We start from the raw sequence: 24,822 nt of genomic DNA, 5'->3' as shown, positions 1-24,822 counted from the left end.
GGACGATGCGATCACGGTGTGGGAATTAGGCTCCCCCCAACTCTCCACGACAACTGACCGGCCTTCTTTCGCCACCGTACCCGCAAGCCGCCGCTCATCCGTAGCGGCCGCCGCGAGAGCACGGAGGTTCGATCATGGGCGAGGAAGCCGCCAATCTACCGCCACGATACCTGCGGACCGAGGAAGCAGCGCGCTTCTTGGGCCTATCGGAGCGCACCCTTGAAAAGCACCGTACGTATGGCACTGGTCCAACCTATCGCAAGTTGGGTGGCCGCGTCGTTTATTCCATAAACGACCTTCAAGCCTGGGCAGATCGCGGTCTCGTCACCTCGACCTCCGATCCGAGCGGAAACGTTCCACCCGCCAAGCCCCAGAAGGCCGCGTCGCTCGCCGTAGGCCGCACACTGCGCTGAGACGGTCGCATGTCGCCCCGTCATCAGCATCACAGCGGCGAGCGCGCGCAACTCGATCTGTTCCGGGCGCTGCCGGGCGATCTCGCGCCCCGCGACGCGCAGGATCTCATGGCCTATCCGTTCTTTTCGCTCGCCAAGTCGAAGCGCTTGGCGCCGATCGACTTCAAGGCGGGATCGGTCAAAATTCGTGTCGAGGCTGTCGCCGAGCACGGCATGGCGACAATCTGGGATGCCGACGTCCTGATCTGGGCCGCCTCGCAGATCGTCGAGGCGCGGGACGTCGGCTTGCAGCCGTCACGCCTCATGGCGACCACTCCCTACGAAATCCTCAACTTCATCGGCCGCGGCGTGTCGCTGCGCGACTACGACCGCCTCAAGGCTGCGCTCGACCGACTTCAGTCGACGACGGTAGCGACCTCGATCCGCCAGCCGACCGAGCGGCGGATGCACCGCTTCTCCTGGATCAACGAATGGAAGGAGCGCGCCGACCATCGCGGCCGGCCGCTCGGCCTCGAGCTGATCGTGCCCGATTGGTTCTACGCCGCCGTCCTCGACGACGCGCTCGTGCTGACGATCGACCGCAATTATTTCGGTCTGACGGGAGGCCTGGAGCGCTGGCTGTACCGCCTCGTGCGCAAGCACGGCGGCAAGCAGGAGTTCGGCTGGAGCTTCGATTTCCCGCATCTCCACGCCAAGTCGGGCAGCCTCTCGCCACTCAAGCACTTCGCCTACGACCTTCGCGACATCGTCCGCCGCCAACCGCTGCCAGGCTACCGCCTGACCATCGAGCAATGCCTCGGCGGGCCGGAAATCCTCTCCTTCGTGCCGACCGATCCGGATGCCCTCGGCATCCCGCGTCGTCGTCGCCGGACCAAACCTCACCCTGGGGATAAGCTGTGAATCGCCTCGTGCTATCAGGGACCGGCACTCTCGTGCCATCGGGGACCGGACTCTCGTGCTATCGGGGACCGGAATCGCCGAATCCTCGCGCTGAATCAGCAGCTTGCGAGCCCCGTAACTTATCTAACCTAGATTCCTACGGAATCTTTCTAACGCGACCGCGCTTTTCGGCCGCTGTGGACGAGTCCCCGATCGCCGGGAGACCGTCATGATCGTCGCGTTGCTCAACCAGAAAGGCGGGGTCGGAAAAACCACGCTCGCCCTCCACCTGGCTGGTGAATGGGCTCGCCGTGGACAGCGTGTCACGCTGATAGACGCCGACCCCCAGGGTTCGGCGCTCGACTGGTCGCAGCAGCGCAGCCGGGAGGGGCTGGAGCGGCTGTTCGGTGTCGTGGGCCTGGCCCGCGACACGCTCCACCGTGAAGCGCCGGAGTTGGCCCGCGACGCCGACCACGTCGTCATCGACGGTCCACCGCGCGTTGCCGGGTTGATGCGCTCGGCGCTGCTCGCGGCCGACCTCGTGCTGATCCCGGTGCAGCCGTCGCCGCTCGACGGCTGGGCCTCCGCCGAAATGCTCGCGCTGCTCGGCGAGGCGCGCATATATCGGCCGCAGCTCGCCGCCCGCTTCGTGCTGAACCGCTGCGCGGCCCGCACGGTGCTGGCACGTGAGACCGCCGAGACTCTCGCGGAACACGACCCGCCCTTACTCTCGACCACGATCGGCCAACGCATCGTCTTCGCCGACGTCGTGCAGACCGGCCGGCTCGCCGCCGAGCAGGACGAGGATTGTCCTGGCGCGCGCGAGATCGCCGCGCTCGCGGCGGAAGTCGCGAGGATCGGCGCATGAGCGAACGGTCCCCAAAGCGCAGCTTTGCAGCGCGTCCCGCCGATCCCGAAAGCTGGATCAAGGCGCCCGATCGCCACGCCGCCCGCGGTCAGCCCGCCGAGGACTACTCGGCCCGGCTGACGATAGACGTCACCGCCGACATGCGCGGCCGCATCAAGATTGCCGCCTTTCAGCGCGGCCAGACCGTCGCCGACATGCTGCGCGCGCTGTTCGAGCGCGAATTCCCACCCCCGTCAGGAGAAGGACAATGACCGGCCTTGTCGCCGCGCCAGCGCGCGTCGGCCGTGCTGCCGCCGAGCCGCCGCCCGAAGCGTTCACTGAGGTCGAACTCGTCTGGATCGAGAAGCAGACGGAGCACTGGGTCCGCTTCGGCCGAGAGCGGCGCGAGCAGATCCTCGATCGCCGCCGCCGCATCCTTTTCTTCCCTCCCGGCAGCGTCTTCGCGCTCGTGCGCTGGGCGGCGAACGAGCATGGCACCGTTCTCTCGCGGCTCAACATCCTGCGCACGGTTGAACGCGGCGCAGCGTGCCAGACCGTTCCGACGGTCACGCCCGGCGCAGAGGTCCTGCTGCATGTCGATGGCTGGCCGAAGGTTGAGCGCATGCTCCAGCTCATCGACGCCATCGAGGCGCGCGGCATCGATCCGATCGACGTTTCGCCCGACCATTGGCGCCACGTCCATAACCGAATGACCGTTGGCGAAACGCCGCGCGGCTATGGTCCGCGCCAGCATCGCGCCTTTCTCCTGCGTCGGAGGATCGGCGCATGACCCGGCTCTCCTACGCCGTCATCACGACGGCGGCCGTCTCGCTTATCGGCGTAGCTTCGATCGCTTCGTTCGCGCCGCGCCTGATCTGGAACGCGTCCGCCAGCACGCCGGTCGGCTTCTACACGATCGGCGATGTGGGCGCGGTCGACGTGACCGATCTGGTGGCCGTAGACGCGCCCGAGCCGCTCGCAACCTTCCTGTCCGATGGCGGCTACCTGCCGCGCGGCGTGCCGCTCTTGAAGCGCGTCGCCGCGGTCCCAGGTCAGCGCGTTTGCCGGACCGGGCTCGCCATCACCGTCGACGGCGTGCCGATGGGCGACGCGCTCGATCGCGATCGTCGCGGTCGCCCGCTCCCGGTGTGGCAGGGCTGCCGCTCGGTCGCGGCCGGCGAACTGTTCCTGATGAACTGGCAAGTCCGCGACAGCCTCGACGGTCGCTATTTCGGCCCGCTTCCGGCCTCCGCCGTGATCGGCCGGGCCACCCCTCTCTACACCGACGAGGACGGCGATGGCCGCTTCGTCTGGCGCGCGCCGACGCGGTGACGGCGCGCCCATGACCCTGTCCACCGCAATCTGAAGGAGACGACCAATGCCCGTGATCGGTCAATTCATACGCGAAAATGACGGCTTCATCGGCCACCTGACGACGCTGTCTCTACACCAAGACATCATTATCGTCGCGGCCGAACCGTCCGATGCGGAGAACGCGCCAGACTTCCGCGTCCATGTGCTCGACACCAACAGCAACGAGACCGGCGCGGAGATCGGCGCCGGCTGGAAGCGCACCGGCGAGAAGGCCGGCGAATACGTCTCGCTGCAACTCGACGATCCGACCTTCGAACATCCGATCCGCGCCAATCTGTTCCAGTCGGCCGACGATAAATCCGCCTGGGGTCTGCACTGGAATCGCCCGCCGAAGCGCGGCGAGCGGGACTGAACGATGCCCGCCGCGCGCCGTCAGCCTGCCGTCGGAGGGAGGATCATCCTCCGACGCGCAGCCTTCCTTCTCCTTTCCGGCCTGATCCTCGCCGCGCCGGGTGCGAGCACTGCCTACGCACAGCAAGCGCCCGCCGAGCGGCCATCGCGCAGCGATCCCTATGGCGCTTTCATCGCGGAGGCGGCGCAGAGGTTCGGCGTTCCAGAAGCATGGATACGCGCCGTCATGCGCGCCGAAAGCGCCGGCGATGTGCGCGCCATCTCCCCGGCGGGCGCGATGGGCCTGATGCAGATCATGCCTGCCACATGGGCCGACCTGCGCGTCCGCCATCGGCTCGGCGGCAATCCCTACGACCCACGCGACAACATTCTGGCAGGCGCTGCGTATCTGCGTGAGATGCACGACCGCTACGGTTCGCCCGGCTTCCTGGCGGCCTACAACGCCGGTCCGGGCCGCTACGAAGAGTATCTCGCCGGCCGCCCATTGCCGGCTGAAACGCGCGCCTATGTCGCCGCGCTTGCCCCCGTTGTCGGCGGCGGTGACCTCACCGGCCCCGTCGTTGTGGCGGCCGCCGATCCGCTGGCTTGGACGCGGGCGCCGCTCTTCGTCGTGCAGTCGTCCGGCAGGGCGTCTGCCGTTCCTTTGCAGACTGAGCGCGAGCCAGACGCCACCACGGCGGCAGCCCCGGAGCGCGATGAAGGCCCGGTGGCTGCGCCCACCGATGGCCTTTTCGTCGCGCGCAATGTCCCCGGTGGCCCGCGATGACCGCGTTCGCACCCTTTCGCATTGTGGCGTGCTCTGGCGGGCGAAAGGCGGTCTGGAGAGGAGGAGCAGTCAGCACAACCGCACGATGGCGAGATAAAAGCCGGCGATGTGCGGCTTGGTGCGGTCGTGTGTTTTCAGAGGCTTATGGCACATTCGCGCGAGGTGCGCCTAATCGGCGCAGCCTGCGCATTCGCCATTTTGCCAAGGCTTTCCGCGCGTTTGCGCGATGTGCGGGGCCTCGGCCATGAGCGGCGACGACGATTTCCGCATCCGACCTGGCCGCATCCGTTCGACCCGCGCGCAGCAGGCGCGGCCCTTCATTGCCCAGGCGCTCGCCGCCGCACAGCGGGCCGGTGGACGCGTCTCGCGCTCCGGCCAGATCAGCACGGGCAATCGCTCGCGGTTCGGACGCGGGCAACGCGCGACGGTGCAGGCCAACCGGCTTCTGACCAGCCGGTCCCGTAACACCGTCATCAAGACACGCGTCGTCCGTCATAGCGCGCGGGCCGCGCCGCTAGCAGCGCACCTCAGCTATCTCCGCCGCGAGGGCGTCACCCGGGATGGAGAAAAGGCGCACCTGTTCGGTCCCGAGACCGAGGACGCCGATCCGAAGGCTTTCGCCGAGCGCACCCAGGACGATCGGCATCACTTCCGGTTCATCGTCTCGCCAGAGGACGCGACCGAGATGAGCGACCTCAAGACCTTCGCGCGCGATCTGATGGGTCAGATGGAAAAGGATCTCGGCACGAAGCTCGACTGGGTCGGCGTCGACCACTGGAACACAGACAATCCCCACGTTCACATCATCCTGCGAGGGCGAACCGACGACGGCCAGGACCTCGTTATCTCCCGCGACTACATCAAGGAGGGCATGCGTGCCCGCGCGCAGGATCTCGTCACCCAGGAGTTGGGCCCGCGCACCGAGCAGGAGATCCGGCGCAACCTGGGGCGTCAGGTCGAGGCGGAACGCTGGACCGATCTCGATCGCCAGATCGCCCGCGACAGCTATCGCACGGGCGTCGCCGACCTCGCCCCACATCCCGATCGGCAGCCTGACGAATTCCACGCGCTGAAGGTCGGTCGGCTGCGCAAGCTGGAGACACTCGGCCTCGCTGATCAAATCGGTCCCGGCCAGTGGGTTGTATCGGAGAATGCCGAGAAGACACTGCGCGAACTGGGCGAGCGCGGCGACATCATCAAGCGCATCCACCGGGGCCTGACCGAACGGGGCATCGAGCGCGGCGCGTCGAGCTACGTGCTCGCCGGCGAGAGCATTGACGATCCGGTCATCGGCCGGCTGGTGGATCGTGGTCTCGACGATGAGCTGAGGGGCACGGCCTACGCCGTCGTCGACGGCACGGACGGGCGAACCCACCACATCAAACTGCCCGACCTCGACGCCGCTGGCGACAGCGCCCCGGGCTCGATCGTCGAGCTGCGCAAGTTCGATGACGCACAGGGTCGGCGCCGTGTGGCGCTCGCCGTCCGATCCGATCTCGACATCGAACGGCAGGTCACCGCAACCGGCGCCACCTGGCTCGACCGGCAGGCCATCGCCCGCGAGCCGGTAGCGCTCGGCAGCGGCGGCTTCGGCGCGGAGGTGCGCCAGGCGATGGACAGGCGCGCCGACCATCTCATCGCCCAGGGGCTCGCCGAGCGGCAGACGCGCGGCGTCAGCTTCTCGCCCGGGCTGATCGAAACCTTGCGCCAGCGCGAGGTCGAAGCGCTCGGGGAGAAGCTCGCGGCCGAGACCGGCCGGCCATTCACCAAGGCCGGAACAGGCGAGTATGTGGCGGGCACCTATCGCCAGCGCCTCGCGCTCGCCTCCGGCCGCTTCGCCATGATCGATGACGGCCTCGGCTTCCAGCTCGTGCCCTGGTCGCCCTCCCTCGAACGTCGCCTTGGTCAGCACGTCTCCGGTGTCTCGCGCGGCGGCGGCGGCGTCGACTGGAGCTTCGGCCGCAATCGCGGCCTCGGCATGTAGCCCAACTAAGAAAGGAGTGCCCCGCCATGTCAGCGACTAAAATCCTCTGGGGTCAGATCCTCACCGTCTTCCTGATCGTGTTGATGACGACCTGGGGCGCGACACAATGGACGGCCTATCGTCTCGGTTTCCAACCTCAGCTCGGACTGCCCTGGTTCGAACTGGCGGGCTGGCCGATCTACTATCCGCCCGCCTTCTTCTGGTGGTGGTATTTCTACGACGCCTATGCGCCTCCGATCTTCGTCGAGGGCGCCTATATCGCCGCGTCGGGTGGCTTCATTTCGATCGCGGTCGCGATCGGCATGTCGGTGTGGCGGGCACGCGAAGCGAAGAACGTCGAGACCTATGGCTCGGCCCGCTGGGCGCGCCCTGACGAAGTGAAGGCCGCGGGCCTCCTCGGTCCGGATGGCGTCGTGCTCGGCAAACACGAGCACGACTATCTTCGCCATGACGGTCCCGAACATGTTCTGTGCTTCGCACCAACGCGTTCCGGCAAAGGCGTGGGCCTGGTCGTGCCCTCGCTCTTGACCTGGCCGGGCTCGGCGATCGTTCACGACATCAAGGGCGAGAACTGGACGCTGACCGCCGGCTACCGGGCGCGCCACGGCCGCGTGCTGCTCTTCGATCCAACGAACGCGAAGTCGGCCGCCTACAATCCGTTGCTCGAAGTGCGACGCGGCGAGTGGGAAGTGCGCGACGTGCAGAACATCGCCGACATCCTTGTCGACCCGGAAGGCTCGCTCGAGAAGCGGAACCACTGGGAAAAGACGTCGCACGCGCTGCTGGTCGGCGCGATCCTGCACGTCCTCTATGCCGAGGCCGACAAGACATTGGCAGGCGTCGCCGCCTTCCTGTCCGATCCGAAGCGCCCGATCGAGTCGACCCTCGCGGCGATGATGAAGACCGCCCATCTCGGCGAGGCCGGCCCGCATCCCGTCATCGCCAGCGCGGCGCGCGAGCTGCTCAACAAATCCGACAACGAGCGGTCCGGCGTGCTGTCGACCGCGATGTCCTTCTTGGGCCTGTATCGCGATCCCGTCGTCGCCGAGGTCACCCGCCGCTGCGATTGGCGCATCGCCGACATGGTAGGCGGCAAGCATCCGACCACGCTCTACCTCGTGGTGCCGCCTTCTGACATCAACCGGACCAAGCCGCTCATCCGTCTCATCCTGAATCAAGTCGGGCGCCGGTTGACCGAGGACCTGCACGCCAAGGGCCAGCGCCATCGTCTACTCCTGATGCTCGACGAGTTTCCCGCGCTCGGGCGCTTGGACTTCTTCGAGAGCGCGCTTGCCTTCATGGCAGGCTATGGCCTGAAGGCGTTCCTCATTGCGCAATCGCTGAACCAGATCGAGAAGGCCTACGGCCCGAACAACTCGATCCTCGACAACTGCCATGTTCGGGTCAGCTTCGCGACCAATGACGAGCGCACCGCCAAACGCGTTTCCGATGCGCTCGGCACCGCCACCGAGATGAAGGCGATGAAGAACTATGCCGGCCACCGGCTCTCGCCCTGGCTCGGCCATATGATGGTGTCGCGCTCGGAGACCGCACGGCAACTGCTCACGCCGGGCGAGATCATGCAGCTACCGCCGTCGGACGAGATCGTCATGATCGCCGGCATTCCACCGATCCGCGCCAAGAAGGCGCGCTACTATGAGGACAGCAGATTTCAGGAACGCATCCTGACGCCACCTGCACTCACCAAGCCGACAACCGCGAGGGCCGACGACTGGAGCACGCTGGCTTTGCCCGAACGTCCGGTGTTGAACACGGCCGTCGCCGTGGAGGATGCAGGCGATGATGATGACCCAACGGATTCGGAGCGTCGGCACCAGCCTGAGCTGAGCCGCACCAAGACGGTCGAGCGCAAGCCGGTAATCGAGAACGAGTTCGAGATAGACCCTCGCGATGAAGTCGAGGAGGACGCCGCGCGCCTCAGCCGCATGACCCAGACCATGCGCCAGGTCGCTCGCCAAGCCTCGCTCGATCCGGACGACGGCATCGAATTGTAGGAGGCGCCCGTGAGCAAACCGCCGAAGAAGCAGCGCCTTTCCGTCTATCTCGACCCGGACGTGATGAAAGCACTGGCGGCCCATGCAGCTCGACGCGATCTCTCGCTGTCGCTGGTTGCCGAGGCCGGCATCGCATCCTTCCTTTCGCCAGACGCCGCGGAACGGCAGGAAGCAGCGACCACAAAGCGGCTCGATCAGCTCGACCGGCGAATGGCGCGCATGGAGCGCGATCTCGGCATATCGGTCGAAACGCTCGCCGTGTTCATCCGTTTCTGGCTGACGTCCAATCCGCCGTTGCCCGAGCCGGCCCAGCTTGCGGCGCGTGCGAAGGCGGCGGAGCGCTACGAAGCCTTCGTGACCGCGCTCGGCCGTCGACTCGCAACAGGACCGAAGCTCAGACAGGAGATTTCGGAAGACATCCCGCCCGCGCGCGACGCGGAATAATCATCGACGCGCACGCCGCAAGTATTCGAGCGTTCCGCCGTTCTCCTGTCTTTGTACGCCACAGTACGACGGCCATACGACGGTTGTTGTCAGGCCATGATTTCTGCCTCTTCTACTCATCCCCGATCCAGGGCCGCACATCGCGGACCCGCAAGAGAACGGGGACGACGTGGCGGCAACTCACCAGAAATCGGAAGCGATTCTTCGCGGTGCGCGAATGCTGCGCACAGCCCTCGGGTCTGCGATCGCCACGTTTCTGGAAGATCCCGCGATCGTCGAGGTGATGCTCAACCCCGATGGGCGGCTCTGGGTCGACCGGCTGTCGGAAGGTCTTTCCGATACGGGTGAACGACTGTCCCCCGCCGATGGCGAGCGCATCATTCGCCTGGTCGCGCATCATGTCGGCGCCGAGGTGCATCTCGGCGCTCCGCGCGTTTCGGCCGAGCTGCCCGAAACAGGAGAGCGGTTCGAAGGGCTGTTGCCCCCGGTGGTTTCCGCGCCGGCCTTCGCGATCCGCAAGCCCGCCGTCGCGGTGTTCACCCTGGACGACTATGTGGCGGCCGGGATCATGTCGGCTGGTCAGGCCGAAACCCTCCGTCAGGCCGTGGCCAACAGGCGCAACATTCTCGTAGCCGGCGGCACCTCGACCGGCAAAACCACGCTCACCAACGCTCTGCTCGCCGAGGTCTCGAAGACCTCGGATCGCGTGGTCCTGATCGAAGATACGCGCGAGCTGCAATGCGCTGCGCCCAATCTGGTGGCGATGCGGACGAAGGACGGCGTCGCCTCGCTCTCCGATCTGGTCCGCTCTTCGCTCCGCCTGCGGCCGGATCGCATTCCGATCGGCGAGGTCCGCGGCGCCGAAGCACTCGACCTGTTGAAGGCATGGGGCACCGGGCACCCAGGCGGCGTCGGAACGATCCATGCCGGCACCGCGATCGGAGCGCTGCGGCGTCTCGAACAACTAATCCAGGAAGCAGTCGTCACCGTCCCGCGCGCGCTGATCGCCGAGACGATCGATCTGGTGGCCGTGCTCTCCGGCCGCGGCGCCTCGCGTCGCCTGGCCGAACTCGCCCGCGTCGAAGGTCTCGGCCCTGAGGGCGACTACCGCATCACCCCCGCAAGCCAGCCCTCCGCAGGAGACCCGTCATGATCAAACCCGCTTTGCGTATCCGTCGGCACATCGCCTCAGCGGTGTGCATGGTTTTTCTTTCGCTCGCTTTGGCACCCGCCGCCCACGCTTCGGGCTCGTCCATGCCCTGGGAGGCGCCGCTTCAAAAAATCCTCGAATCGATCGAGGGGCCGGTCGCGAAAATCATCGCCGTTATGATCATCATTATCACTGGTCTGACGCTCGCGTTCGGCGACACGTCGGGCGGCGCCCGCAAGCTGATCCAGATCGTGTTCGGCCTGTCGATCGCGTTCGCGGCGTCGAGCTTCTTCCTGTCGTTCTTCTCGTTTGGCGGCGGGGCGCTCGTCTGATGGCTGACGGCGCGGATCATGGCGGCGAGCTGCCGGGCTTCTCCGTTCCCGTACACCGGGCGCTGACCGAGCACATCCTGCTCGGCGGCGCGCCGCGTTCGCTCGCCATCCTCAACGGCACGCTGGCGGCCGCGCTCGGCCTCGGCCTTCGCCTATGGCTAGTCGGCCTCGGGCTTTGGGCTGTGGGGCATTTCGCGGCGGTTTGGGCGGCCAAACGCGATCCGCAGTTCGTAGACGTCGTGCGCAAGCATCTGCGCGTCCCCGGTCACCTGTCGGTCTGAGGGAACGACGCGATGATGAACCTTGCCGAATATCGCAATCGCAATACGCGGCTTGCCGATTTCCTGCCTTGGGTCGCCCTGGTCGGAGAAGGCGTCGTCCTCAACAAGGATGGTAGCCTGCAGCGTACTGCGCGCTTCCGCGGTCCTGACCTCGACAGCGCCGTGCCGGCCGAGCTGGTCGCAGTCGCGGGCCGGCTCAACAACGCTTTCCGACGTCTCGGCTCCGGCTGGGCCATCTTCGTCGAAGCGCAACGCCACGACGCCGCGACCTATCCCTCCAGCCTGTTCGCCGACAGCGCCTCTGCGCTGGTCGACGCCGAACGCAAGGCCGACTTCGAAGAAGCAGGCGCGCACTTCGAGTCCAGCTATTTCCTCACCTTCCTCTATCTGCCGCCGGCCGAAGACGCGGCGCGTGCCGAAGCATGGCTATACGAGGGTCGCGACCACGGCGGCGTCAACGCGCGCGAAGTGCTGCGCGGTTTCGTCGATCGTACCGATCGTATCTTGAATCTGATCGACGCCTTCATGCCGGAATGCGCGTGGCTCGATGACGCCGAAACACTCACCTATCTACATTCGACCATCTCGACGAAGCGTCATCGTGTCCGCGTCCCTGAGACGCCGATGTATCTCGACGCTCTTCTGGCCGATCAACCGCTGACCGGCGGACTCGAACCCCGCCTCGGGCAAACGCACCTGCGCATCCTCACCATCGTCGGTTTCCCGACCGCAACGACGCCCGGCATTCTCGACGAGTTGAACCGGTTGGCCTTTCCCTATCGCTGGTCGACGCGGGCCATCCTTCTCGACAAGACCGATGCGACCAAGCTGCTGACCAAGATCCGTCGGCAATGGTTCGCCAAGCGCAAGTCCATCGCCGCCATTCTCAAGGAGGTGATGACCAACGAAGCCTCGGCGCTCGTCGACACAGATGCGGCCAACAAGGCGGCCGACGCCGACATGGCGCTGCAGGAACTCGGCGCCGACTATGCCGGCCAAGCCTATGTCACCGCCACCATCACCGTATGGGACGACGATCCGCGCATCGCCGCCGAGAAGCTGCGGCTGGTCGAGAAAGTCGTTCAGGGGCGCGATTTCACCGCGATGGCGGAGACCATCAATGCCGTAGACGCCTGGCTCGGCTCCTTGCCCGGCCATGTCTACGCCAATGTCCGCCAGCCCCCCATCAGCACACTCAATCTCGCCCACATGATCCCGCTGTCAGCGGTGTGGGCGGGACCGGAACGGGACGAGCACTTCGATGCACCCCCGCTGCTTTACGGCAGAACCGAAGGCTCGACCCCGTTCCGGCTTTCCATCCATGTCGGCGATGTCGGCCATACGCTGATCGTCGGTCCGACCGGCGCCGGCAAATCCGTACTGCTCGCGCTCATGGCGCTGCAATTCCGGCGCTATCCGCAGTCCCAGGTTTTCGCCTTCGACTTCGGCGGGTCGATCCGGGCCGCGGCGCTCGCGATGCGCGGCGACTGGCACGATCTCGGCGGCGGCCTCACCGAAGGCGCCGAAGACAGCGTGTCGCTTCAGCCGCTTGCCCGGATCGACGACGTCGCGGAGCGCGCATGGGCCTCGGACTGGCTGATCGCAATCCTAGCGCGCGAAAGCGTGTCCGTCACGCCCGAGGTCAAGGAACACCTGTGGTCGGCGCTGTCCTCGTTGGCGTCGGCGCCGGTCTCCGAGCGCACGTTGACCGGCCTGTCCGTCCTGCTCCAGTCCAACGACCTGAAGCAGGCGTTGCGACCCTACTGCGTCGGCGGACCCTATGGCCGCCTCCTCGACGCAGAGGCCGAGCATCTCGGCGAGGCCAACGTCCAGGCGTTCGAGACTGAAGGACTGATCGGAACCGGCGCCGCCGCCGCCGTGCTCGCCTATCTCTTTCACCGCATCGAGGACCGCCTCGACGGACGGCCGACGCTCCTGATCGTCGATGAAGGCTGGCTTGCGCTCGACGATGAGGGATTCGCCGGCCAGCTCCGCGAATGGCTGAAGACGCTGCGCAAGAAGAACGCCAGCGTCATCTTCGCCACCCAGTCGCTCTCCGACATCGACGGCTCGGCGATTGCACCGGCGATCATCGAGAGCTGCCAGACACGCATCCTTCTGCCTAACGAGCGCGCGATCGAGCCGCAGATTACCGCCATCTATCGCCGCTTCGGTCTCAATGACCGGCAGATCGAGATCCTCGCCCGCGCGATGCCAAAGCGCGACTATTACTGCCAGTCGCGGCGCGGCAACCGCCTGTTCGAGCTCGGACTATCCGATGTCGCGCTGGCGCTGTGCGCAGCCTCATCCAAGCAGCACCAAGCGCTGATCGCCGAGGTTCACGCGCGAAGCGGCACCGACGGCTTCCTCTCCGAATGGCTGATCTCGAGCCGGCTCGCCTGGGCTGCCGATCTCATTCCCAACCTCACCAACGTCATCCCCCAAGCCCATCAGGAGGTATTCTCATGACACGCTCATTCCGTTCGCGCTCTCGCGCACTGCGTTTCGCCACGATCATCGCTGCGACACCAGTCGCTATCTCGCTCTTTATCAGCACGCCAGCGGCGGCCCAATTCGGCGGCATCGTCTACGATCCGACGAACTACGCGCAGAATGTGCTGACGGCTGCGCGGACGCTCCAGCAGGTCAACCAGCAGATCACGCAGCTTCAGAACGAAGCGACAATGCTGATCAATCAGGCCCGCAACCTTGCGAGCCTGCCATACTCGTCGCTTCAGCAGCTTCAGCAATCGGTACAGCGCACGCAGCAGCTCCTGCAACAGGCGCAGGGCATCGCCCTCAACGTCCAGCAAATCGATCGCGCGTTCCAGACCACCTACGGAAATGCATCGATGTCGGCTTCCGATCAAGCGCTTGTCGCGCAGGCGCGTGAACGCTGGCAGAACACCGTCGGCGGGTTGCAGGACGCCATGCGCGTCCAGGCCGGCGTTGTCGGCAACATCGACACCAACCGTAGCGAGATGTCCGCGCTTGTCGGGCAGAGCCAGGGCGCGACCGGTGCGCTGCAGGCGACCCAGGCCGGCAACCAGCTTCTCGCCCTGCAGGCGCAGCAGCTTGCCGACCTCACCGCGGTCGTGGCCGCCAACGGCCGTGCGCAGAGTCTGTCCGAGGCCGAGCGTGCGGCCGCGGCCGAGCAGGGTCGTGAGCAACGCCGTCGCTTCCTGACGCCTGGCAACGGCTACCAGCCGGGCAACGCCCGCATGTTCCCGAACGGCAACTGAGACCGCGGCCATGGACGGCAAGATGCTCGCTAGGATCGGCGCGGCGGTGTTCGTCGCCGTCGCGATCACCGCGACCGCGATCGAGATGACGCGGAAAGAGGAGGCGCCAGCGTCTTGGTCGTCAGGCCGCGCCGTTCAAGCGCGGGTCGATCCGCTGCGCGACGCCCTGATCCGCTGCCAGGCGCTCGGCGAAGACGGACCGCGCGATCCGGCGTGTCGCCGCGCATGGGCCGAGAACCGAAACCGCTTCCTCGCGCCCGGTGCCCGCCCGGCCGAGCGTTTGCCGGACATGCCGTCCGCGCCGCGAGAGAGCCTCACCCCTCAGCCTGATGAGCGCAACCCTCCGATGCCGCCGGCCGCCGCGCCAAGCCTCACCCCACAGCTCGACGAGGCTCGGTAACGTCATGGGCAACACCGGCGTTATCGACCATTTCCTCGAGGTCTTCACCCGCTACATCGACAGCGGTTTCGGACTGCTCAGCGGCGAGGTCGCTTTCATTGCGACCACGTTGATCGTGATCGACGTGACGCTGGCCGCGCTGTTCTGGAGCTGGGGCGCCGACGACGACATTTTGGCCAGGCTGGTCAAAAAGACGCTGTTCGTCGGTGTCTTCGCCTACATCATCGGCAACTGGAACAACCTCGCCAGCATCATCTTCGAAAGCTTCGCGGGCCTCGGCCTCAAAGCCAGTGGAACAGGCTTCACCACGGCCGATCTCTTGCGTCCGGGCAAGGTCGCACAGACGGGTCTGGACGCCGGCCGGCCGCTGCTCGATTCCATTTCCAGCTTGATGGGCTACTGGTCGTTCTTCGAGAACTTCATCCAGATCGCCTGCATGTTCCTGGCCTGGGCGCTGGTGCTTCTCGCCTTCTTCATCCTCGCCATCCAGCTCTTCGTCACGCTCATCGAGTTCAAGCTGACAACGCTCGCCGGCTTCGTGCTGATCCCGTTCGGCCTGTTCGGCAAATCGGCCTTCATGGCCGAGCGAGTGCTTGGCAACGTGATCTCGTCCGGGATCAAGGTCTTGGTGCTGGCCGTCATCATCGGCATCGGCTCGACGCTCTTCTCCGAATTCACGTCCGGTTTCGGCGGCCAGAACCCCTCGATTGATGAAGCGATGGCGATCGTGCTGGCCGCTCTGTCGCTACTCGGTCTTGGCATCTTCGGTCCCGGCATCGCCAGCGGGATCGTCTCAGGCGGTCCTCAACTCAGCGCCGGCGCCGCCGTCGGGACGGGCCTTGCCGCCGGTGGCATGGTCGCTCTTGGCGCCGGCGCCGTCGGCGCGGCCGCATCCGGCGGTGCCGCACTGGCTGGTGGCGCCGCCGCCGCCGCTCGGGGCGGCGCCGCGCTCGCGGGTGGCGCATCGACCGCATACAGCCTTGGCGCAGCCGGACAGTCCGGTGCAGCCGGCGTCGCTTCCGGGCTCGGCGGGGTCGCCCGCGCCGGCGGCAGCGCCGCCGTGTCGCCGCTGCGCCGTGCCGCGTCGCGCGCTGCCGAAAGCATGCGTTCCAGCTTCAGCGCTGGCGGCAAGGCGGCATTCGAAGCCACAGGCGGAACTTCCACCATGGGCTCGATCGGCGGTGATGCCGCCGGCGACGGAGCAGCGCCCGCGCGCGCTGGCGGCGCTCCGGCCTGGGCGCAACGCATGCGGCGCTCCCAACACATGACCCACGCCGCGCAGGCCACAGCCCATGCCGTTCGCTCAGGCGACGCACATGGCGTTGGCTCGTCCGTCAACCTGTCCGAAGGCGATCGCTGATGTTCAAACGACCCTCTACCCATTACGGCAAGGCTCCCGAGCCGGAGACGCCTTATCAGCGCGCCGCCCAAGTTTGGGACGAGCGCATCGGCGCATCACGCATCCAGGCCAAAAATTGGCGATTGATGGCGTTTGGCTCGTTGCTCCTGTCAGCCGGATTCGCCACCGCGCTCGTCGTACAGTCAGCCCGCGGGACCATCGTGCCCTGGGTGGTCCAAGTCGACCGGCTCGGCCAGGCGCAAGCGGTTGCCCCCGCTCAGGCGGACTATCGTCCGACCGATCCGCAAATCGCCTTTCACCTCGCGCGCTTCATCGAGCAGGTCCGATCGATTCCCGCGGACGCCATCATCGTCCGCCAAAACTGGCTGCGAGCTTACGATTTCACGACCGACCGCGGCGCTGCAGCCCTGAACGACTACGCGCGGTCGAACGACCCGTTCGCAAAGGTAGGCCGTCAGCAGATCGCCGTCGATGTCTCCAGCGTCATTCGCGCGTCACCCGACAGCTTTCGCGTTGCCTGGGTCGAGCGCCGCTACGAAAACGGCCAACTCGCCGAGACCACGCGCTGGACCGCGATCCTGACGATCGTGGTCCAGATCCCCCGCAACGCCGATCGCCTCCGGGCGAACCCGCTCGGCATCTACGTCAACGCAATAAATTGGTCACGGGAGCTTGGGCAATGAAGCCGTCTTTCCGTAAAGCCGGAAACCCGGCTTCACACAGTCTCGCATTTCCGGCTCTCCGCAGAGCCGCAATCCCGGCGATCCTGCTGGCGACGACTGCCCTCGCTGGCTGCGCCACCACCACGCCGCCGCCCGAGATTTCCTACGACAACGCGGCTCCCGCCGTGCAGACTGTCGATCCGCCTGCACCTGTCACCGTGGTCGAGCTGCCGCGCCCGCTGCCGCTGCCCGGCCAGTTGCAGCGCGTCGAGCCATCGCGGCGTCCGGCCGAGCCCGCTGATCCGACGGCGCGAGTGAACCAGGCCAACGCCGCCGCGCGCATTCAGCCGGTGCGCGATGGCTTCATCAATTCGATGCAGGTCTATCCCTTCACCCAAGGCGCACTCTATCAGGTCTATACCGCCGTCGGTCAGATCACCGATATCGCGTTGCAGCCGGGCGAGCAGCTCGTCGGCTCCGGCCCCGTCGCCGCCGGCGACACCGTGCGCTGGATCATCGGCGACACCGAGAGCGGCGCGGGTGCGACGCGGCAGATCCATATCCTGGTGAAGCCAACGCGCGCCGAACTGATGACCAACCTCGTCATCAACACCAACATGCGCACGTACCACATGGAGCTTCGGTCGACCGAGCGCACCTATATGGCATCGGTCTCCTGGCAGTACCCGCAGGACCAGCTCATTGCGCTGCGCCGGCAGAACGCCGAGGCCCAGGCGGCGCAGCCTGTGGCCAGCGGTGTCGATCTTGCCAACGTCAACTTCCGCTATGCGATCGAAGGTGATCGGGCACCCTGGCGTCCCTTGCGCGCTTTCGATGATGGTCGCCAGGTCTTCATCGAGTTTCCCCGCGGCATCGGTCAGGGCGAAATGCCGCCTCTCTTCGTCGTTGGCGCGGAAGGCGACACCTCAGAGTTGGTGAACTACCGCGTGCGCGGGCACCACATGATCGTCGACCGCCTCTTCGCCGCCGCTGAACTGCGGTTTGGTTCCGGCGATCGGCAGCGGCGCGTTCGCATCACACGCACCGACGGGAGGCCGACTTCGTGAGCGAGAACCCTCTCCGGAATGAGGATGCGCCCAACGACGACGCGCAGCCGTTGACCGGCGAACCGGCCAGCGCGGCGCCGATGCGGCTGCGCGCGGATCCACCCCGCGTCACCCGGCTATCGCGCAAGGTCCTGGCTGGCGTGGGCCTCGTCGCGAGCCTCGGCCTCGGTGGCGCCTTGATCTACGCGCTTCAAACCCGCGACAGCGGCCGACCCAATGAGGAACTCTACTCGACCGAGAATCGCTCGACGGCTGACGGGCTCGCGGGCCTGCCGCGCGATTACAGCGGTGTTCCTCGGCTCGGTCCACCGCTTCCCGGCGATCTCGGCCGGCCGATGCTCAGCCCGGCGAACGGCGGACAGCCTGTTCCGGCCCCTGGCATCGCGACTCCGAATCCCGGGGTTAGTCAAGAGGAGCAGCGGCGCCTTCAGGAAATCGAAACCGCCCGGACCAGCCGGCTGTTCTCCGGGTCGGAGTCCCGCGTCGGTGCCCCCGCAACAACGCCGGCCGTCGTGCCTCCGCCGACGCCAAATCTCGCCAGCCTCGGGCTCGCGCCGCCGCCGGCAACGCCTTCAGCCCAGGATCGTCAGAACGCCTTCCTCAATGCCGCGCCCGATCGCAGGACGGTGGCGCCCGATCGAGTCGTCGCGCCGCCGTCTCCAAACGTTCTGCAAGCCGGCGCCGTCATCTCGGCTGCGCTCATCACCGGAATTCGTTCCGATCTACCTGGACAGATCACGGCGCAGGTCACCGAGAACATCTACGACAGCCCGACCGGGCGAATCCTTCTCGTGCCGCAGGGCACGCGCGTCGTGGGCCAGTACGACAACAGCGTGCAATTCGGACAGAGCCGCGTGCTCTTGGTCTGGAACCGGCTGATTTTCCCGAACGGTCGTTCGATCGTGCTAGAACGCCAACCCGGAGCTGACTCCCAAGGATTTGCCGGCCTTCAAGATGGCGTGGACTACCACTGGTGGGATCTCGCCAAGGCCGCTGGTCTGTCCACACTCCTCAACGTCGGTGCTGAACTTGCCGTCGATGATCAAGACCGGCTGCTGCGAGCCATCCGCAATGGTGGCCAGGACACGATCAACGATGCCGGTCAGCAGATCGTTCGCCGCCAGCTTAACGTCGCTCCGACGCTCACGATCCGGCCGGGCTTCCCGGTCAGGGTGATCGTGACGCGGGATCTGGTACTAGAACCATATGGAGGGTGATCATGGCGAAGCTCAAGCTTGGCGCGCTCTTGGAAGACAAGGCTGTTAAGGTGTCGCTCGAACTGCCGGCCTCGCTGCATCGCGACTTGGTGCTCTACGCCGAGGTCCTGGGGCGCGAACAGGGGCAAACCATTTCAGATCCGATCAAGCTCATAGCGCCGATGTTGCAGCGTTTCATCGCGACCGATCGCGCGTTCACAGCCGCCAGGAAGTCAGCTCCGGACTGACGGGGACGACCCCATCAGTATATTCCGTGTATGACGCGAACAGCGGTGCTAACCAAAAGCAGCCACAGCGCCTCGTCCCAATGGTTGAACCCATCACGCCTCAGGAATTTCTCACGGAGCGTGATCGCAAAGACGGCGCTACAGATCGAGTAAAGCGAGAGTACGAACGACACCATTGGGAAATAATGCGCCCGGCCGTATAGCCCAATAATAGAGGAGACGCAGAGTTTTGTAGCGAAGCGTCGAAGCGTCAGGCGCGACTCGGCGTCTAGATGCGGCATCATGAATGCTCGCTGCCATCATCGCGCCGACTATGCGTTCGCGGGTCCCATCGATCAGCTCGCACGTGCGCGATAGCGCGGTGCGGCCTTCAAAAAAGTATGCCTGTCTCGATCAGCGCGCGCACCTGATCGCGTCGATCGAAGTCACGACCGAAGCCAAAGCCCGCCTCGAGGTTCCCGATCCGGGTGTACGACACCTCTCCTCGCGCGAAGAATATGCCTTTCTGATAAGTCGGCGTTAAGGTCAGCGACCAGGCACTGCTTCCGGGACCATAAAGCAAGTTCGTTGGCGCACACGACGCGTCCGATCCGCATCTTCCCCCGCTAGTCTTCAGATACTCAGCCCGCGCGCCGAGCGACCACTCCTTGTCGATCGCGTATTTAACGAGCAGCGCCCCGCCGTAGGTATCGGCGGAACGATTGATGCCGAGCTGATCATCGCGGCCAACGTGGCTGTATTGGAGATACGGCGTCAGCGTGAGCGGACCGCTCGTATGGGTGTAAATGAGATTGAAAATGCTGCTATTGTTCTGCGCCAAAGGCGTCGCGAAGGAGGATTTGTCATTACGCGATAGCGCACCAGCGCCGACGAAGCTCAGCGAATTCGAGGAATCAAACGCGTAGGAAAGCGTGCCCGAGAGCCAGTTCAGCTTTCCCGAAAAGTAGCCGTCGTTAAGCGAGACCGCCGCACTGACCGCTCCCTTGGCGTAGTTCACTTGAACGCCGCGGCTGATGGCCGGCTCCTGATTCCACAGCAAGCCGCGCTCGATATTGACGTTTTGGAAGGTGAACGTCGACTCCGCGCCGACCATCGTCGGCAGTAATCCGGCAGACACGGATAGTTCGGGCGATATCACCGCTTTCGCGTACGCCACCGGAACCGGACCAAAAAGCTGTTCTGTCGCTTCGGTCGCCTTCAGGTAAGACGTACCCAGCGAAGGGATGGAGTAAATGCCCGTCTGAACATAGAACTGTAGCGGGCCCCGGGTCGTTTGAAACTGGACTTGCGCGTTGCTGATATCGACGAAGCCATCGCGGTTGCCGATCCCGCCGGCGTGCGTTGCATTGGTCTGCGCGACGCCAATGCCCGTCACTTGGCCCGACACCAGAACCTGACCGAACGGTCCTGCCTCAAGCGCGATGGCGTCAGGATTAGGGACGAGGGGGCCAGCAAAACTGGGTGCCGGAACCGGATCTGCATATGCCGCGCTCGCGCCGAAGAGCGTAGCGCACGCCACTCCAAGCGCCAGGGTCGAGGGCGATGTCAACCACCGTTTGTGTCGCGGCGTCGACTTGCGAATAGCAGAGAAATCGGCAGGTCCGGGCATATTGCATCCCCATTTGATTGGGCAGATGCAGCGAAGCACTAATTTTACGCGTATAAAGTCGGCGCTTTATCTGACGCTGGGACGTAAGGATCGCATATATATTTGGGAGGGATCGGCACTGTTTGACGCCGCTTAGACCGCCTGGCGGTAATGGAACTCAGAAACGGCGGCTTCGACCATTATGCAGTAGCTGCTTGCCCGGACGTCAAGCTCAGCAGCCGACGAAAGGGCGGGTTGTCATTCTCGGTCGACCAAACCGCCGAGAAGGGCACCGCACACCCTTCGAGCCTCCGATAGGTGATGCCGGGGAACGACGTCTCCGCGACCGATTGGCTTGCTATCGAGATGCCCCTGCCAATCGCAACCAACTGCATCAGGGTCTGTGACGACACCCGGTCACGCTGTATCCGTGGCGAATATCCAATAGAGGAGAGGTGCCGGAAAACGAACGCTTCGATATCGCGTCCCGGCGTAGCTTCGGTCACCAGAAACTGCTTCAGCCGGATGTCACTCCACGCGATTTCGCTCTTCTTCGTGAGTGCATCACTCTCCGGCAAGACGACGAACACATCCTCGCTCCACAGCCGTTTGGTGGCAAGGCTTCCAGTGTCAAGCGGCGCGGCCATGAACGCGATATCGAGATTGCCGCGCTCCAGGTCCTCGAAGAGCTGTGTATGTGTGCCTTCCACAAACTCAAGCTGCACCGCTTCATGCTGCCGACAAAAGCGAATAAGGAGCTCCCCGAGAAACCCGGTTGCGAGCGGAGATGACAGGCCGACGCGAACCGTACCGGACCGGCCGCGACCTATCGTGCCGACATCGCCTACCGCGCGATCAATCTCGTTCAGCGCGGCTTGGGCATGCTCGACAAAAATCGAGCCAGCTTGCGTTAGCGAAACGCCCGACCTCTTGCGAAGAAATAGGCTGGAGCCCAGCCCGTCCTCCAAGTTTCTGACCTGTCGACTGATCGTCGACTCCCGCACCCCAAGGCGTGAGGATGCCTTGCGAAAGCTTCCAAACCGGGCGGCCGTCACAACGTATCGTATGTGCCTAAGTTCTAGCTCAAATGCCTTCACCGCCGGAGGGGCCGAGCTGTGCAGCGATGTCGGCGGCGATGGAAGCTACAGCGCATCTCGGCGTTACCTGTGATTGGAACGCGTCGAGTCGAACGCGATGCTATAGGAAGCTGCTTACCCCGCGTGACATAAGGATCGCGTAGAGTTTCGGGGGCGACCGCAAAGACCGCGTAAGACGCAGCCCTCATTCGCCAGTTCGAAAGCCTACTCTACTTCACTCGCATTCATCTATTCATGACCGGCCAAGAAACGTCGCAGGCGGTAGCTGTGACATGCTCCCTTACGCCATCCTTATACACGGGCGTAAAAACTCAGCGCCGCCTTTACGTGCAACGTCTTAAAGGCGTCCCGCAGACTGACACTAAACTGGAGCTGCAGCCAAAATGCTCAGCAACTTTCTGGCCGAGAAGCCGAGATCTGCGCGTCTACTGAGCCGCGTGCGTCCGCGCTCGCGCACGCAGAGACGATCTTTCGGCGTCGTCGCGCTGTTTGGAGAATCCTCGTGACCGAAACCCTCATGATTGGTCTGGCCGGCGCCTGCGCGGTCGGCCTCTTCATCTACCTTTTCTACGCCCTCATGAAGCCTGAGCGCTTCTGAGCATCAACGATCCATTCTAACCGGCAGGTGGCAAATATGGGCGACCTCATCTTCGTAGCGGTAACGCTCGGATTCTTCGCAATCACAGCAGGGTTCATCGTGGCCCTCGATCGAATTTGAGGGGGCTCTGATGGGATACGATCTGAATCAATTCATCGTCGTTCTGGCGATCATGACGGGCCTCGTCTTTGTGACTGGCCCGTGGCTCACGCGCATCTTCACCGCGCCTGGACACAATATTATCGAGCGCGGCACCTACCGGTTGCTGGGCGTCGATCCCGCCGAGCCGATGTCTTGGAAACGCTATGGCGCGGTGCTGCTCCTCAGCAACGCCGCCATGATGCTGCTCGGCTACCTGATTTTGCGCATCCAGCAACTTCTGCCCGGCGATTCGCTCGGTCGCTCTTCGCAGACACCCGACCTCGCGTTCAACACCGTCGCCTCGTTCATCACCAATACCAACTGGCAGGCCTATTCTGGCGAAACGAGCCTCTCGAACCTGTCGCAGATGGCGGTCATCACGTTCCTGATGACCGTCAGCGCCGCGACCGGCGTTGCCGCCGCGGGCGGCTTCATCCGGGGCCTTAGCCGCAAGAGCGCCGGCGACATCGGCAATTATTGGGTCGACTTCACGCGCGTCACCTACCGCCTGCTGCTCCCGGTCTGCTTCGTCCTTGCGCTCATCTATGTGTGGCAGGGCATGCCGCAGACGCTGACGGCCGACACGGTGGTCACGACGCTCGAAGGCGCTCGCCAGCAACTCATCATCGGGCCGGTGGCCAGTCTCGAGACCATCAAGCACATCGGCACCAACGGCGGTGGCTTCTTCGGCATGAACGCCGCGCATCCTTTTGAAAACCCGACACCGCTCACCAACACGCTGCACATCCTGAGCATGTTGTTGATCCCGTCGGCCCTGACCTACGTCTTCGGATCGATGATCGCCAACCGCAAGCAGGGTTGGTCGTTCTTCGCCGCCTTCTTCGTCATGTTCCTCGGTTTCCTAGCGCTGGTCTACGGCGCCGAGCATGCGGGCAATCCGATGCTCTCGCCGCTGGGAATTGATCAGGCGCAGACCGCAACGCTCGGCGGCGGCAACATGGAGGGTAAGGAACTTCGCTTCGGCATCGCGCAGACCAGCCTGTTCGTGACCACCACGACGGCGGCGACGACGGGATCGGTCGACTCGATGCACGCCTCGCTGACGCCGCTTGGCGGCCTCGTCCCGATCGCCCAGATGATGCTCAACAACGTGTTCGGCGGCGATGGCGTCGGCCTCATCAATCTCGTCACCTATGCAATTCTGACCGTCTTCCTGGTCGGCATGATGATCGGGCGAACGCCCGAATTCCTCGGCAAGAAGGTCGAGGCGCGCGAGATGAAGTTCGTGATGCTGGCTGTTCTGGCCCATGCCTTCAGCATCCTCGGTTTCACGGCGCTCGCATGCGTCATGCCCTCCACCGTCGACAGTCTGGCCAACATGGGGCCCCACGGTTTCAGCGAAGTGCTCTACGCCTATACCTCGGGCACCGCCAACAACGGTTCGGCCTTCGCCGGCTTCAACGCCAACACGCCCTTCTTCAACACAACCATTGGGCTCGCGATGCTGGTCGGGCGCTATCTGACCTTGCTGCCGATGCTGGCGGTCGCGGGCGTGATGGCGGCGAAGACGACGGTGCCGGCTGGCCCAGGGACGCTCTCGACCGCAACGCCGCTGTTCACAGGGCTTCTCGTGTTCGTGGTGTTGGTGGTCGGGGGTCTGACCTTCCTCCCCGCGCTCGCGCTCGGCCCCATCGTCGAGCATCTGCTGATGCTGTCTGGCACGACATTCTGAGGACATCGCCATGCACAACGATCAATCGACATCCGCCGACCTCTCTGCCACCTCCGCCTTCAAGGGCATCGCCCGGCCGGTGCTTGTTTCAGCCCTGCTATTCATGGTGGTGACAGGTCTGGCCTATCCGCTGGCGACAACCGGCGTCGCCAATCTGCTCTTCCCGAGCCAGGCTCAGGGAAGCCTGATCGAGAGAAACGGGCAGGCCATCGGGTCTCGCCAGATCGGACAATATTTCGCACGCCCGGAATATTTCCATAGTCGGCCAAGCGCCACGTCGGGTCCCGACCCGCAGGACCCCTCCAAGACGGTCGACCAGCCGTATAACGCTGGAGCCAGCGCCGCGAGCAACCAGGGTGTTCTCAGCAAGAAGCTCCTCACCGCGGTCGAAGAGCGCGCCATCGCCTACCGTCAGGAGAACGGACTGGCGGCCAACGCCGCCGTTCCGGTCGACGCGGTGACCGCGTCCGGCTCAGGTCTCGACCCGCATATCTCGATCGCCAACGCCAACATCCAGGCGCAGCGGGTCGCTCGCGCCCGAGGGGTGGCGGTGGACCGCGTCCTGGCGCTGATCAATGAGAATGTCGATCGACCGCAGTTCGGTCTGTTCGGCGACCCACGCGTCAATGTCCTTGCACTCAATCTCGCGCTCGACGCGGCTGCCGCGCCGGCCCGTCCGGCTGCCCAATAAAAC

Annotated in this window: 27 protein-coding genes; 25 read left to right on the top strand and 2 right to left on the bottom strand. The window is 64.9% G+C overall.

Annotated features, from left to right (window positions below):
• The first annotated feature begins 134 nt into the window (after positions 1 to 134).
• The 22 genes from DA075_RS33825 (at position 135) to DA075_RS33720 (ending at position 19,011) form a co-directional block, all read left to right on the top strand.
• Positions 135 to 413, top strand: coding sequence for a helix-turn-helix transcriptional regulator (locus tag DA075_RS33825; RefSeq protein ID WP_099957444.1), 279 nt, complete (start codon positions 135 to 137; stop codon positions 411 to 413).
• Positions 414 to 422: 9 nt separating this feature from the next.
• Positions 423 to 1,313 (top strand): replication initiator protein A, encoded by an 891-nt coding sequence (locus DA075_RS33820; RefSeq protein ID WP_099957443.1) that lies wholly within the window; start codon positions 423 to 425, stop codon positions 1,311 to 1,313.
• A 208-nt stretch (positions 1,314 to 1,521) separates the two neighbouring features.
• On the top strand, positions 1,522 to 2,160 hold the full coding sequence (parA, locus tag DA075_RS33815; RefSeq protein WP_099957442.1) for a ParA family partition ATPase: 639 nt from the start codon (positions 1,522 to 1,524) through the stop codon (positions 2,158 to 2,160).
• Entirely contained in the window at positions 2,157 to 2,411 is a 255-nt protein-coding gene (locus DA075_RS33810; RefSeq protein WP_099957441.1) for a ribbon-helix-helix protein, read from the top strand. Before parA ends, DA075_RS33810 begins: the two co-directional genes overlap by 4 nt.
• Positions 2,408 to 2,929 (top strand): DUF2840 domain-containing protein, encoded by a 522-nt coding sequence (locus DA075_RS33805; RefSeq protein ID WP_099957440.1) that lies wholly within the window; start codon positions 2,408 to 2,410, stop codon positions 2,927 to 2,929. The genes DA075_RS33810 and DA075_RS33805 overlap by 4 nt, the downstream gene beginning before the upstream one ends.
• Positions 2,926 to 3,471, top strand: coding sequence for a S26 family signal peptidase (locus tag DA075_RS33800; protein ID WP_099957439.1), 546 nt, complete (start codon positions 2,926 to 2,928; stop codon positions 3,469 to 3,471). The genes DA075_RS33805 and DA075_RS33800 overlap by 4 nt, the downstream gene beginning before the upstream one ends.
• Positions 3,472 to 3,517: 46 nt before the next feature.
• The gene (locus tag DA075_RS33795) at positions 3,518 to 3,865 is read left to right on the top strand and encodes a DUF736 domain-containing protein (protein ID WP_099957438.1); all 348 of its coding nucleotides are present in this window, start codon (positions 3,518 to 3,520) and stop codon (positions 3,863 to 3,865) included.
• A 3-nt stretch (positions 3,866 to 3,868) separates the two neighbouring features.
• Complete coding sequence (locus tag DA075_RS33790; RefSeq protein WP_099957437.1) at positions 3,869 to 4,630, top strand: lytic transglycosylase domain-containing protein; 762 nt, start codon at positions 3,869 to 3,871, stop codon at positions 4,628 to 4,630.
• A gap of 244 nt (positions 4,631 to 4,874) precedes the next feature.
• Entirely contained in the window at positions 4,875 to 6,614 is a 1,740-nt protein-coding gene (locus DA075_RS33785; RefSeq protein ID WP_099957436.1) for a relaxase/mobilization nuclease domain-containing protein, read from the top strand.
• Between the two features lie 26 nt (positions 6,615 to 6,640).
• Positions 6,641 to 8,629, top strand: a complete 1,989-nt coding sequence (locus DA075_RS33780; protein WP_099957435.1) for a conjugal transfer protein TraG — start codon at positions 6,641 to 6,643, stop codon at positions 8,627 to 8,629.
• 9 nt (positions 8,630 to 8,638) lie between these two features.
• Positions 8,639 to 9,073 carry a CopG family transcriptional regulator gene (locus DA075_RS33775; RefSeq protein ID WP_099957434.1) on the top strand — a complete coding sequence of 145 codons (435 nt, stop codon included), beginning with the start codon at positions 8,639 to 8,641 and terminating at the stop codon, positions 9,071 to 9,073.
• Positions 9,074 to 9,242: 169 nt separating this feature from the next.
• Positions 9,243 to 10,226 carry a P-type conjugative transfer ATPase TrbB gene (gene trbB, locus DA075_RS33770; protein ID WP_099957433.1) on the top strand — a complete coding sequence of 328 codons (984 nt, stop codon included), beginning with the start codon at positions 9,243 to 9,245 and terminating at the stop codon, positions 10,224 to 10,226.
• Positions 10,223 to 10,555: a TrbC/VirB2 family type IV secretion system protein gene (locus tag DA075_RS33765; protein WP_099957432.1), complete on the top strand. Its 333-nt coding sequence runs from the start codon at positions 10,223 to 10,225 to the stop codon at positions 10,553 to 10,555. Before trbB ends, DA075_RS33765 begins: the two co-directional genes overlap by 4 nt.
• On the top strand, positions 10,555 to 10,836 hold the full coding sequence (locus DA075_RS33760) for a VirB3 family type IV secretion system protein (RefSeq protein ID WP_099957431.1): 282 nt from the start codon (positions 10,555 to 10,557) through the stop codon (positions 10,834 to 10,836). The genes DA075_RS33765 and DA075_RS33760 overlap by 1 nt, the downstream gene beginning before the upstream one ends.
• Positions 10,837 to 10,848: 12 nt before the next feature.
• Complete coding sequence (trbE, locus tag DA075_RS33755) at positions 10,849 to 13,305, top strand: conjugal transfer protein TrbE (RefSeq protein WP_099957430.1); 2,457 nt, start codon at positions 10,849 to 10,851, stop codon at positions 13,303 to 13,305.
• Positions 13,302 to 14,078: a P-type conjugative transfer protein TrbJ gene (gene trbJ, locus DA075_RS33750; protein WP_099957429.1), complete on the top strand. Its 777-nt coding sequence runs from the start codon at positions 13,302 to 13,304 to the stop codon at positions 14,076 to 14,078. Before trbE ends, trbJ begins: the two co-directional genes overlap by 4 nt.
• 10 nt (positions 14,079 to 14,088) lie before the next feature.
• Positions 14,089 to 14,478, top strand: coding sequence for a putative entry exclusion protein TrbK-alt (trbK-alt, locus tag DA075_RS33745; RefSeq protein ID WP_099957428.1), 390 nt, complete (start codon positions 14,089 to 14,091; stop codon positions 14,476 to 14,478).
• A 4-nt stretch (positions 14,479 to 14,482) separates the two neighbouring features.
• Positions 14,483 to 15,838: a P-type conjugative transfer protein TrbL gene (gene trbL / locus DA075_RS33740; RefSeq protein WP_099957427.1), complete on the top strand. Its 1,356-nt coding sequence runs from the start codon at positions 14,483 to 14,485 to the stop codon at positions 15,836 to 15,838.
• Positions 15,838 to 16,521: a conjugal transfer protein TrbF gene (gene trbF, locus DA075_RS33735; protein WP_099957426.1), complete on the top strand. Its 684-nt coding sequence runs from the start codon at positions 15,838 to 15,840 to the stop codon at positions 16,519 to 16,521. Before trbL ends, trbF begins: the two co-directional genes overlap by 1 nt.
• Positions 16,518 to 17,567: a P-type conjugative transfer protein TrbG gene (trbG, locus tag DA075_RS33730; protein ID WP_099957425.1), complete on the top strand. Its 1,050-nt coding sequence runs from the start codon at positions 16,518 to 16,520 to the stop codon at positions 17,565 to 17,567. The genes trbF and trbG overlap by 4 nt, the downstream gene beginning before the upstream one ends.
• The gene (locus DA075_RS33725) at positions 17,564 to 18,784 is read left to right on the top strand and encodes a TraB/TrbI/VirB10 family type IV secretion system protein (RefSeq protein WP_099957424.1); all 1,221 of its coding nucleotides are present in this window, start codon (positions 17,564 to 17,566) and stop codon (positions 18,782 to 18,784) included. The genes trbG and DA075_RS33725 overlap by 4 nt, the downstream gene beginning before the upstream one ends.
• A 2-nt stretch (positions 18,785 to 18,786) precedes the next feature.
• Positions 18,787 to 19,011, top strand: coding sequence for a DUF2274 domain-containing protein (locus DA075_RS33720; protein WP_099957423.1), 225 nt, complete (start codon positions 18,787 to 18,789; stop codon positions 19,009 to 19,011).
• 370 nt (positions 19,012 to 19,381) lie between these two features.
• On the opposite strand, the gene DA075_RS33710 is transcribed toward DA075_RS33720, so the two are convergent.
• Together DA075_RS33710 and DA075_RS33705 are read right to left on the bottom strand one after the other, a co-directional pair.
• The gene (locus tag DA075_RS33710) at positions 19,382 to 20,620 is read right to left on the bottom strand and encodes an outer membrane beta-barrel protein (RefSeq protein WP_099957421.1); all 1,239 of its coding nucleotides are present in this window, start codon (positions 20,618 to 20,620) and stop codon (positions 19,382 to 19,384) included.
• A gap of 179 nt (positions 20,621 to 20,799) precedes the next feature.
• The gene (locus DA075_RS33705; RefSeq protein WP_099957420.1) at positions 20,800 to 21,696 is read right to left on the bottom strand and encodes a LysR family transcriptional regulator; all 897 of its coding nucleotides are present in this window, start codon (positions 21,694 to 21,696) and stop codon (positions 20,800 to 20,802) included.
• Positions 21,697 to 22,198: 502 nt separating this feature from the next.
• Here DA075_RS33705 and kdpF point away from each other — a divergent pair.
• The 3 genes from kdpF (at position 22,199) to kdpC (ending at position 24,819) form a co-directional block, all read left to right on the top strand.
• Positions 22,199 to 22,294: a K(+)-transporting ATPase subunit F gene (kdpF, locus tag DA075_RS33700; RefSeq protein ID WP_206289431.1), complete on the top strand. Its 96-nt coding sequence runs from the start codon at positions 22,199 to 22,201 to the stop codon at positions 22,292 to 22,294.
• A gap of 130 nt (positions 22,295 to 22,424) precedes the next feature.
• Positions 22,425 to 24,128 carry a potassium-transporting ATPase subunit KdpA gene (gene kdpA / locus DA075_RS33695; protein WP_099957419.1) on the top strand — a complete coding sequence of 568 codons (1,704 nt, stop codon included), beginning with the start codon at positions 22,425 to 22,427 and terminating at the stop codon, positions 24,126 to 24,128.
• Between the two features lie 10 nt (positions 24,129 to 24,138).
• Positions 24,139 to 24,819 (top strand): potassium-transporting ATPase subunit KdpC, encoded by a 681-nt coding sequence (kdpC, locus tag DA075_RS33690; protein WP_099957418.1) that lies wholly within the window; start codon positions 24,139 to 24,141, stop codon positions 24,817 to 24,819.
• Positions 24,820 to 24,822: the final 3 nt, after the last annotated feature.

Origin of the sequence: Methylobacterium currus, from assembly GCF_003058325.1 — a bacterium.
GTDB classification, from domain to species: Bacteria; Pseudomonadota; Alphaproteobacteria; order Rhizobiales; family Beijerinckiaceae; genus Methylobacterium; species Methylobacterium currus.
Note: the sequence above shows the minus strand (reverse complement) of the source record. Positions and strands in the feature narration are given on the sequence as shown.

Bases quoted from the DNA above. Each gene is read 5' to 3' on its own strand.
- DA075_RS33760 (WP_099957431.1), top strand. From the start codon at position 10,555: ATGGCTGACGGCGCGGATCATGGCGGCGAGCTGCCGGGCTTCTCCGTT.
- trbJ (WP_099957429.1), top strand. From the start codon at position 13,302: ATGACACGCTCATTCCGTTCGCGCTCTCGCGCACTGCGTTTCGCCACG.
- DA075_RS33810 (WP_099957441.1), top strand. From the start codon at position 2,157: ATGAGCGAACGGTCCCCAAAGCGCAGCTTTGCAGCGCGTCCCGCCGAT.
- DA075_RS33800 (WP_099957439.1), top strand. From the start codon at position 2,926: ATGACCCGGCTCTCCTACGCCGTCATCACGACGGCGGCCGTCTCGCTT.
- kdpA (WP_099957419.1), top strand. From the start codon at position 22,425: ATGGGATACGATCTGAATCAATTCATCGTCGTTCTGGCGATCATGACG.
- parA (WP_099957442.1), top strand. From the start codon at position 1,522: ATGATCGTCGCGTTGCTCAACCAGAAAGGCGGGGTCGGAAAAACCACG.
- DA075_RS33785 (WP_099957436.1), top strand. From the start codon at position 4,875: ATGAGCGGCGACGACGATTTCCGCATCCGACCTGGCCGCATCCGTTCG.
- DA075_RS33795 (WP_099957438.1), top strand. From the start codon at position 3,518: ATGCCCGTGATCGGTCAATTCATACGCGAAAATGACGGCTTCATCGGC.
- DA075_RS33710 (WP_099957421.1), bottom strand. From the start codon at position 20,620: ATGCCCGGACCTGCCGATTTCTCTGCTATTCGCAAGTCGACGCCGCGA.
- kdpC (WP_099957418.1), top strand. From the start codon at position 24,139: ATGCACAACGATCAATCGACATCCGCCGACCTCTCTGCCACCTCCGCC.
- trbE (WP_099957430.1), top strand. From the start codon at position 10,849: ATGATGAACCTTGCCGAATATCGCAATCGCAATACGCGGCTTGCCGAT.
- trbF (WP_099957426.1), top strand. From the start codon at position 15,838: ATGTTCAAACGACCCTCTACCCATTACGGCAAGGCTCCCGAGCCGGAG.
- DA075_RS33820 (WP_099957443.1), top strand. From the start codon at position 423: ATGTCGCCCCGTCATCAGCATCACAGCGGCGAGCGCGCGCAACTCGAT.
- trbG (WP_099957425.1), top strand. From the start codon at position 16,518: ATGAAGCCGTCTTTCCGTAAAGCCGGAAACCCGGCTTCACACAGTCTC.
- trbL (WP_099957427.1), top strand. From the start codon at position 14,483: ATGGGCAACACCGGCGTTATCGACCATTTCCTCGAGGTCTTCACCCGC.
- DA075_RS33765 (WP_099957432.1), top strand. From the start codon at position 10,223: ATGATCAAACCCGCTTTGCGTATCCGTCGGCACATCGCCTCAGCGGTG.
- DA075_RS33790 (WP_099957437.1), top strand. From the start codon at position 3,869: ATGCCCGCCGCGCGCCGTCAGCCTGCCGTCGGAGGGAGGATCATCCTC.
- DA075_RS33825 (WP_099957444.1), top strand. From the start codon at position 135: ATGGGCGAGGAAGCCGCCAATCTACCGCCACGATACCTGCGGACCGAG.
- DA075_RS33780 (WP_099957435.1), top strand. From the start codon at position 6,641: ATGTCAGCGACTAAAATCCTCTGGGGTCAGATCCTCACCGTCTTCCTG.
- trbK-alt (WP_099957428.1), top strand. From the start codon at position 14,089: ATGGACGGCAAGATGCTCGCTAGGATCGGCGCGGCGGTGTTCGTCGCC.
- DA075_RS33720 (WP_099957423.1), top strand. From the start codon at position 18,787: ATGGCGAAGCTCAAGCTTGGCGCGCTCTTGGAAGACAAGGCTGTTAAG.
- DA075_RS33805 (WP_099957440.1), top strand. From the start codon at position 2,408: ATGACCGGCCTTGTCGCCGCGCCAGCGCGCGTCGGCCGTGCTGCCGCC.